This is a genomic window from Moorena sp. SIO3H5 (genome assembly GCF_010692395.1).
In the GTDB taxonomy this organism is placed as follows: Bacteria; Cyanobacteriota; Cyanobacteriia; order Cyanobacteriales; family Coleofasciculaceae; genus Moorena.
In genome coordinates, this window is the sequence record NZ_JAAHHS010000354.1 from 1 (window position 1) to 7,936 (window position 7,936).

The 7,936-nt window shown below is 46.4% G+C and carries 9 protein-coding genes; all 9 read right to left on the reverse strand.

The window, feature by feature from the left end; translation table 11 throughout:
- Positions 1–31: 31 nt before the first annotated feature.
- Complete coding sequence (locus tag F6K52_RS27910; protein WP_293086163.1) at positions 32–490, reverse strand: phage tail protein; 459 nt, start codon at positions 488–490, stop codon at positions 32–34.
- A 37-nt stretch (positions 491–527) separates the two neighbouring features.
- The gene (locus tag F6K52_RS27915) at positions 528–1,685 is read right to left on the reverse strand and encodes a phage tail sheath subtilisin-like domain-containing protein (RefSeq protein WP_293086168.1); all 1,158 of its coding nucleotides are present in this window, start codon (positions 1,683–1,685) and stop codon (positions 528–530) included.
- A gap of 160 nt (positions 1,686–1,845) precedes the next feature.
- Positions 1,846–3,087, reverse strand: a complete 1,242-nt coding sequence (locus F6K52_RS27920) for a phage tail sheath subtilisin-like domain-containing protein (protein ID WP_293086173.1) — start codon at positions 3,085–3,087, stop codon at positions 1,846–1,848.
- Positions 3,088–3,276: 189 nt separating this feature from the next.
- A complete protein-coding gene (locus F6K52_RS27925) occupies positions 3,277–3,972 on the reverse strand; it encodes a carboxypeptidase-like regulatory domain-containing protein (RefSeq protein WP_293086178.1) in 696 nt (231 codons plus the stop codon).
- Between the two features lie 144 nt (positions 3,973–4,116).
- The gene (locus F6K52_RS27930) at positions 4,117–4,683 is read right to left on the reverse strand and encodes a DUF4255 domain-containing protein (RefSeq protein WP_293086182.1); all 567 of its coding nucleotides are present in this window, start codon (positions 4,681–4,683) and stop codon (positions 4,117–4,119) included.
- Between the two features lie 282 nt (positions 4,684–4,965).
- A complete protein-coding gene (locus F6K52_RS27935; protein ID WP_293086186.1) occupies positions 4,966–7,155 on the reverse strand; it encodes an ATP-binding protein in 2,190 nt (729 codons plus the stop codon).
- Positions 7,152–7,337 (reverse strand): hypothetical protein, encoded by a 186-nt coding sequence (locus tag F6K52_RS27940; RefSeq protein WP_293086189.1) that lies wholly within the window; start codon positions 7,335–7,337, stop codon positions 7,152–7,154. The genes F6K52_RS27935 and F6K52_RS27940 overlap by 4 nt, the downstream gene beginning before the upstream one ends.
- Before the next feature lie 21 nt (positions 7,338–7,358).
- Entirely contained in the window at positions 7,359–7,640 is a 282-nt protein-coding gene (locus F6K52_RS27945; RefSeq protein WP_293086192.1) for a type II toxin-antitoxin system mRNA interferase toxin, RelE/StbE family, read from the reverse strand.
- On the reverse strand, positions 7,637–7,855 hold the full coding sequence (locus F6K52_RS27950; RefSeq protein WP_293086194.1) for a hypothetical protein: 219 nt from the start codon (positions 7,853–7,855) through the stop codon (positions 7,637–7,639). The genes F6K52_RS27945 and F6K52_RS27950 overlap by 4 nt, the downstream gene beginning before the upstream one ends.
- Between the last annotated feature and the right edge of the window lie 81 nt (positions 7,856–7,936).

A 7,936-nucleotide genomic window follows, 5' to 3' on the forward strand; every position in this document is an offset into this window, starting at 1 on the left:
TCCCGACACCCGACACCCTACTCCCTACTTTCTACTTCCATTTACCGTTTTCTACCGTTATGCCTTCGTGGGCAATTTCCAAGGTTTCAATCGCAAATTCATCAGTTGTGGCATCAAGGGTAGGTCCTGTCCATTTGGTGGGCCAACAGTTAGTCAAGTTCCAGCGAATTTTTTCATTCCCTGCATCATCCAAAAGGACAATGGACATATTTTTGCGATATCCTGAAGGGCTTTGAGCAGTGGCTACCTTGTTCCGCCAATCCCATAATTCCCTGTCATCAGTAATGCCACGACCGAGGGTGATGTTAGAGGATGTCAGGAGACCAGGAATCTTGCGCATTCCCAAGCTTGTATCAGTCCCCTCGCGATAAGTACCAGCTTCCTGACTAGTTTCTAGTCCTGAGCAGCTTTTAAAACCGGCACGAATGATACTGTCTATTTCTACTCTAAAGTTATAACCTGCGTAGGGGTCTTTTCTAGAAAAAACCATCAGAGAAACCTCCTTTATTTTTCAATTACATGCCAATCTATTCTGCTACTTTCACACCACTAGCACCGAGAATAATACGGACAGTGATTAACTCACTAGGAATAGCAGGTGCTAGACCAATTTCTGTGACTACCATCCCTGCTTCCCGCACTTCCGGTGGGTTAGTTTCAGCATCACATTTAATGTAGAAAGCTTCCTGTTCTGTTGCTCCTTTAAGGGCACCTTGCTGCAGTAAGTCTTCAAAATAAGCGGTCAACTCTCGCTCAATCCGTACCCATAACTTCAGATCGTTTGGCTCAAAGGCCAAATCTGCCAGGTTCAGTTCCAGCCATCTGCCCACTGTCAGAAATAGCCGCTTGACGTTGATATAAATCCAATTGGCATCATTGCTGAGGGTACGTGCTCCCCAAACTCGAATACCTCGTCCGGGAAAGGCACGCAGGCAATTAACCCCAAGGGGATTGAGAATGTCCTGCTCACGATTGGTCAGATTGAACTTTAGATCCACTATTGCTTCGATTGTTTCGTTGGCTGGTGCTTTGTGAACCCCAAATTGTTGGTCGCTACGGGCATAAACTCCAGCAATGTGACCACAGGGGGGCATCCAGTTTGGACCGTTTTCAGCTTTAATCCAGGGATAATACAAACCACCGTTTTTGCCTCGCAGTTTCGACCTTTGCTCTGTTACCCTCTCTATAGACTGAGTGACTTGTACTGCTACTGGAGGGAGCGAATCTAAGATGGCAAAGCGATCCCCAAGGAGATCACAGTGTTCTAAGATGACATTCTGCATCCTCAATACGTCATCCTGGTCAGGGTTTCCTCGCATTAGATCTGGCACACAGACCAAGTCGATGTCATTCAAGGATGCGATCGCTCCTAGTCCCCCACTATCATCTCCGGGTCCTCCCAGTGCTTCTGTGATAGAAACTGTGTCTTCTAGCCGCACAACCAAGCAGAAGCTGCCACCATTTTCAAAGAACCCACGCACAGCATAACCTAGGTAACCGTCACCTAGAGGCTGACCAAAGGTTTCTGTGAATTGAGACCAGAGGGTAAGTGATTGCGGGGAGTTAATTGGTCCAGTCTCGGCAAACCCGAGGAATACCGGGACACCTGTGAACAGTCCAGGGGCTGCTTTAGGGAATATCTCCTCTCGATAGACACCCGGTGTCAGTTGCTGGGAAGTTACCATACTTTAATAGACTTCTTGCAGAAGTGGGGAACAGGGAACAGCGGATCTGGGAACAGTGGACAAAAATTGACGCAAAGCGATGCATCGCTTGTCTGTACCCCCACACCCCACACCCCACCCCCTACACCCCACACCTGAGGTCAAAGTAAAAAACCTACCCTTATGAGCCACTAGACCCTGACCACTGGCTAAGGCGGAAGATCACAAATTCCGCTGGCTTGGTCACTGCTACACCAATTTCTGTTACCACCTGACCTAAATCTCTGACTTCTGGGGGATTGGTCTCTTCATCACACTTGACGTAAAAGGCTTCTTCTGGTGTATTCCCAAATAAAGCCCCTGTACTCCAGACATTGGTCAGGAAAGCATTAATATTGCGGGTAATCTTCGCCCAAAGTTCAGGATTATTGGGTTCAAATACCATCCACTGAGTACCTTCGTCAATAGATTCCCGTAGATAATTGAACAGGCGGCGGACATTGATGTACTTAAATTCTCCATTGGCATCACCACCGAGGGTACGTGCTCCCCAGACTCGAATATTGCCATTTAGATTACGGATGCAATTGATGCCTTGAGGGTTAAGTCCATCCTGCTGGGCTTTGCTGATGTTATACTTCAGACCCAATGCTCCTAATATTGTTTCATTCGCTGGGGCTTTGTGGACTCCTCGTTGTGTATCGACGCGGGCATAGAGACCGGCGACATGACCACTGGGCGGCACATAGAGCAGACCATCCCCTTTGGGATTCTGTGTATTCGTGGCTGGATCGAAGACTTGAATCCAGGGGAAGTAAAAAGCAGCATAATCGGATCGGCCTGGGACATTGCCATCCCCTGGTTGCATGGTCTTCCAAGTACCATCCAAATTTTCCTGACTATCCAAGATAGCAAAGCGATCCTGGGTCTTCTGTTTACAGTGAGTGATGATGGCATCGACAACACTGCTGTTGGTAATGCCAGGGGCAGCAACGATCGCAATTTCGTCAATAGGCTCAAATGTATTTTCTAGGAAGTCAGCGGTAATCTCACTCTCTGCTGCTGCCCGCACCACATAGCAGCGAGTACCACCGTTGTTAAAGAATCCATAGACCGCGTGAACTAGCTGACGCTGACCTGAATCGGTTGAGAAGTCTCCAAAGAACGTCTTGAACTCACCAAAGTTAGTACATAGCTTGACTTCACCGACTTCAGGAGGAGAAAAAGAGGTGGTGATATGAGCTGGATTATTGGTTGCATCAATGTTCTGGCTGGGGTCATAGTCAGGGTTGGTTTCTGGAATCTCAATCGAGTCTGGTACGACACCGATAAAACCTGCTGTGCTGGTTCCCACTCCTACAATTGGGGCTGAGCCGGAGGAAACTTCCTCCACGTATACACCAGGGGATAAATAGGTTGGCATTGTCTTGACTCCTTAGAATAAATTCAAATCACTTAAATCAAAGGCTGAATGTCAGCAAAGTTCTCTAACTTTTCTATTGAAATCCCCAAATACTTTTTACTTCATTTACTCTGATGAAATCAAAATTATAAGTGGGACAAAAGTAGTGATTTTAGCCACTAAAACCTTAACAAAACCTTTGCCAAACCACTACATTTTTACCACTACCAAATTGTGAGTGGTCACTGCTCCTTGGTTCAAGTCTACAAGTGCAGAAGTTAGTGTCTGGTAGCCTTGGGCAACAACGTTAACCTTAACTTGGCGAGGACTTAATTTATCCCTAGATGCTTCCAGACTACTCAGGAGATAGTTTCCATTGTTGTCAGTAAAGGTATACTCACCACTCCCTTCAATTTCAACTTTGGCCATCACAACAGCTTCATCGTCTGAGTTGGTGACGTTACCCTTGAGAGCAGTTGGTTGGAAATAGAAATTAACAGTAGGTATCGTGTCCGCACCAGTTTCTGGATCTGATGACACCTGAACCTCGGTATCCTCGGATTCTGTATTAGAACCAGGGGGTATCGTTTTGATGGTTGGGTCAGCACTATAGCGAGTACCTGTACCTAGCAAGGAAGCCGTCAAGGTATATGGCCCATCAGGGAGATCCTGAAAGGAAAAATAGCCGTCAACTCTGGTACGAGTGCGGTCAGGTCGCTTGACCCTCTTTTCCCAGTCATCTCCATACAGGCCAGCTAGCAGATCTAATTTGCTTTTGAAGCTGTCGGGCATATTGGCAATTTTGACCACTGCCCCCGGAATCACCTGCTTAGTTTGGGCATCTTTAACCTGCCCAACGATGGCGATCCGATGGTGGATTGCCTCTAACCTGATCTTATTTAACACGAAAAACACCCCCTTAGTCAACTATATTAGTCAACTTGCTTCTTCTGACTGTTCCCGTCTTGATGCAGTCGCTCATGGGGGAAACCCCCGCATGAAGGCGCTGCATCGCTGTTCCCAGATCCGCTGCTCCCTACCTTTCCCTAATTACCCAATCCTCATATCGGTTACTAAGCTTCCTGCCTCAACCGGATCATCGACTTCCACAGCCATAGTAAGGGTGTAGTTCAATGCTGGTCTGGGCTTTCCTCCCATTGCTTGCCAGAATTCACCCAAACTCTGTAGGTTGCTCTGACTCAGACTAACTGTCCTGATCGGAGGTTCCATCCCCATGAGGCTTCCCTGTAATACAGCGGCTGGAATTATACGATGACGCAGTAGCACTTTCATTACCTCCCCCAGCCATTGGTGCTCTTCTTGCTCTGGTCTTTGACCATTACCTGTAAGAGCAGACCAAGCGGTGATTAGGTAAGAGCAATCCACTCGCACTGGATTACGCCTTTTGGTGGCCCTACCGTTACTGCGTTCTGTTGACCAGGTGGTGTTGCGTAACTCCAGATTCTCACGCACATCGTAAAGAAAGAGATTAATCGCTGGCTTGACACTAAAATCCTTGTCAGGTGTGGCAAAGCTAATGGTAACTGACGAGATTATCCCAGGAGGGAGTTCGCTCTTGAGCAATTCCTCCAAGGTTTTATCCAGGTCATGAATCATCCCATTTCCTCACTCTTAGAGCAGGTCGCCAAATCATCGGCAAACTAGCTGAGGTTAATCGGCAATTTAGCATTACCAAGTACCCACCTTAAGATGCAAACTTTCCTTTAATGGTTTTTTTTTACAAAAATACAAACAACTTATTAGTGCTTAGTGATTTTTTTGCACAGTTATTTGAGTTATTACAAATAATTAAAGAAGCCTGGCATCCTGAAAAAAATGACATTATTTTAGTGATTTTTTTGCACAGTTATTTGAGTTATTACAAATGATTAAATCTGATTAAATCAGCCCAGCATACTGACCGAATTCCCCCTCTATTAACACTTTTCCCATCTTCTGATACTCTCGCCGGACTGCACGAACCAGGTGATTCATCTTGACAATTCCACCATCATCTGCTGCAATAAAAGCAGCAGCCAAAGCAATATTACGAATATTGCCCCCAGCAATCTCGCAGTGACGGGCGATAAAATCTAAATCCAGTTCCTCGGAGCGAGGTAAACCACTAGGCCAGATTTGCTCCCAGATCCGGCGGCGGTCTTTGAGATTAGGAAAAGGAAACTCAATAATAAAACGTAATCGCCGGACAAAAGCATCATCCATATTAGTGCGGAGGTTGGTGGTCAAAATCGCCACTCCTTCGTACTCCTCCATCTTTTGCAGGAGATAGCCAACCTCAATATTGGCGTAGCGGTCATGGGCGCTGCTAATTTCAGAGCGCTTGCCAAAAAGCGAATCTGCTTCATCAAACAGGAGAATGGCGTTGGCATTAGCAGCAGCTGTAAAGATGCGATTGAGGTTTTTTTCGGTCTCGCCGATATACTTACTGACCACTTGGGACAGGTCAATCTTATAGAGGTCAAGCTCTAATTCGTGGGCAATAATTTCCGCTGCCATGGTTTTACCAGTCCCTGGTGGGCCAGAAAACATCACATTCAGTCCTCTGCCCAAAGAAAGCTTGCTCTGGAAGTCCCACTCTTGCCACACTAGTTGTCGATATTTGGCTTGATTACAAATTTCCTGCAACTGAGCCTTTTGATTAACTGGCAGGACAATATCATCCCAGCTGTACTTAGGCTGAATCTGACGTGCCAATGAACCTAGTTCATGACCAGATTGGGCACGGGCTGCTGCAAATAGTTCGGACAAAGTCGGTTTTTGAAGGGATTGTGGAGTGTGGGGAGTGTTTTGGGCAATGCGCCAACGGGCTCGATTACAGGCATCGATAACGGCATCGGTAATTTGCTCGGAATTGAGGCGGAAGCGATCGCATAAAGCATCTAGCTCTGCTTCGTCTAGGGAAATACCAGCTGCGGTTAGTTGATTTTGCCAGCAAGACCGACGAACAGTAAACTCAGGAATGGGAAAAGGAATAGTAACTATTCCGATTGCGATAGTTTTCTCTGGTCTCCAGGATTTTTCACCAGCGAGGATGGTAATTCCTTGATGGTCTGCTATGATTCTTAGCAGAGATAGATATTGACTGGAATTCTCGGAACGTTCTAGAGTTTGTTGTAGAGTTTCTAGTCCTTCTAGGTAAACTAAAGCTTTCTGAAACCAGGCTTGACGGTAAGCGAGTTTCAGGGTTGGCTCCAAGTCAGCTTTGGCTTCTACAATCCGAGTTAAATTTACGGTTAGCAATGGTGCTTCCACAGCCCTGGCAATAGCTTGGGCAGCACAATGTTTACTACTAGTATCTGCACCCTCAAAATACAGTGCCAGGGGTTTGCTTGCTTGCCAATCTTCGATAACTAGTGTTAATAAAGCCTGCTTTACTTCTTGAGCTAACGGTAGTTCTTCCAGGGAAATAGTCGGCTCAAGTAACGTACAGAAGGGTTGTAGTCGCTGATCTAATCCTGTTTCTCCCAAAAGGAGAGCCAGGACTAGCCCATCCAGTTTAAGATTGTGAGCCAGCAGAGTAGGCTGGAGCTGATTAGGGTCCGAGACCAGGTGTAGTAGACCATGACGTAGGAGAGGAGCTTCCGGGGTAAAGTGACTACGGCGCGCCAGTTTCGCTTCCCCAGTCGGACAGAGCAGATTCAGGACGAGATCCACAGTGGCTCGTTTACACCGGATATCGTCTTGGAGATAGGTGTATATTCGTTCATAACGCCGGTCTAGTTCCGGGGCGAGTGCGATCGCAATAATATCAACATCGAAGGCAGAGAGGGCAAAGGTTTTTTGCAGCCATGCTAGTGAATAGCCTTCCAGGATAGCATCAGAGGGTAACTCCTGTGATGTTTCTGTATCTACCTGCAATACTGGTGTTCCTGGTGGCCGAGTCAGCAACTGTTCCACTTCTTCCTGGTCTACTTGCATCCCTCGATAGGGATTAGTTGCAGCCATTGGACCATAGGTAACTTGGGCAGCGGCTAAAGCTTGTTCTAGCAGTCCGTCTAAGCGCTGTAACAGCAAAAAGAGTTGCTGAAATTGGGGGTTGGGAGGGAAAGCCTCAGTTTGGTTAATCATGGATTATAACAAGGGAACAGGGAGCAGGGAGCAGGGAGCAGGGAGCAGGGAACAGGGAACAGGGAACAGGGAACAGGGAACAGGGAGCAGGGAACAGGGAACAGGGAGCAGGGAGCAGGGAGCAGCAAAACCAAGGGGTAGCGCGAATCCTGGAGTAGGGGCGCACTACCAACGGCTATCACACTACAAGAGGTGCTATCTAACTAATAGACTTCATCATGAGAACCTAAATTAAGCAACAAAATAGCTTCTTCAGAATCTTCAGGATTTTCGATAAATTCAAATAAAATACGGTAGCTGTAGTCAATTGAACATGACCAGATATTGGATAAATCGCCTTTAAGTTTGTGAGTGTGTAAGCTAGAATGAAAGGGGTCTTCTGCTAACTGACGCAGCGTTTTCTCAATTAGCGGTCTAAAATCTGGTCTTTTACGAATTACTCGCTTTAAAGCTCGTAGTGATTGGGGTGTCCAAGCAATTTTCATAGTTGATCAAGTTCTTCTAGAAATTGATCAACTGAGCCAAATTTCACTTTTCCTTCGGCTAATTCTTGGCGAATTTCTTGAATTTCTTGCACTAGTATTCCTCTCCGTTGTAGATGGAATCTTTTGAGAAGAGTACCGAGTAATATCTCTTGCTCTTCTAAGGACAATTTTTCAACGGTTTCAATCGCTTGCTGAAAGGCTGAGGTTTTGAGCATAATTGCTTGATAATTTGCAGGTTTTTTCTAGTTTAGCTTGATCAGATTCTGTAGGGTGTCAAGCGCGAAGCGTAACGTACA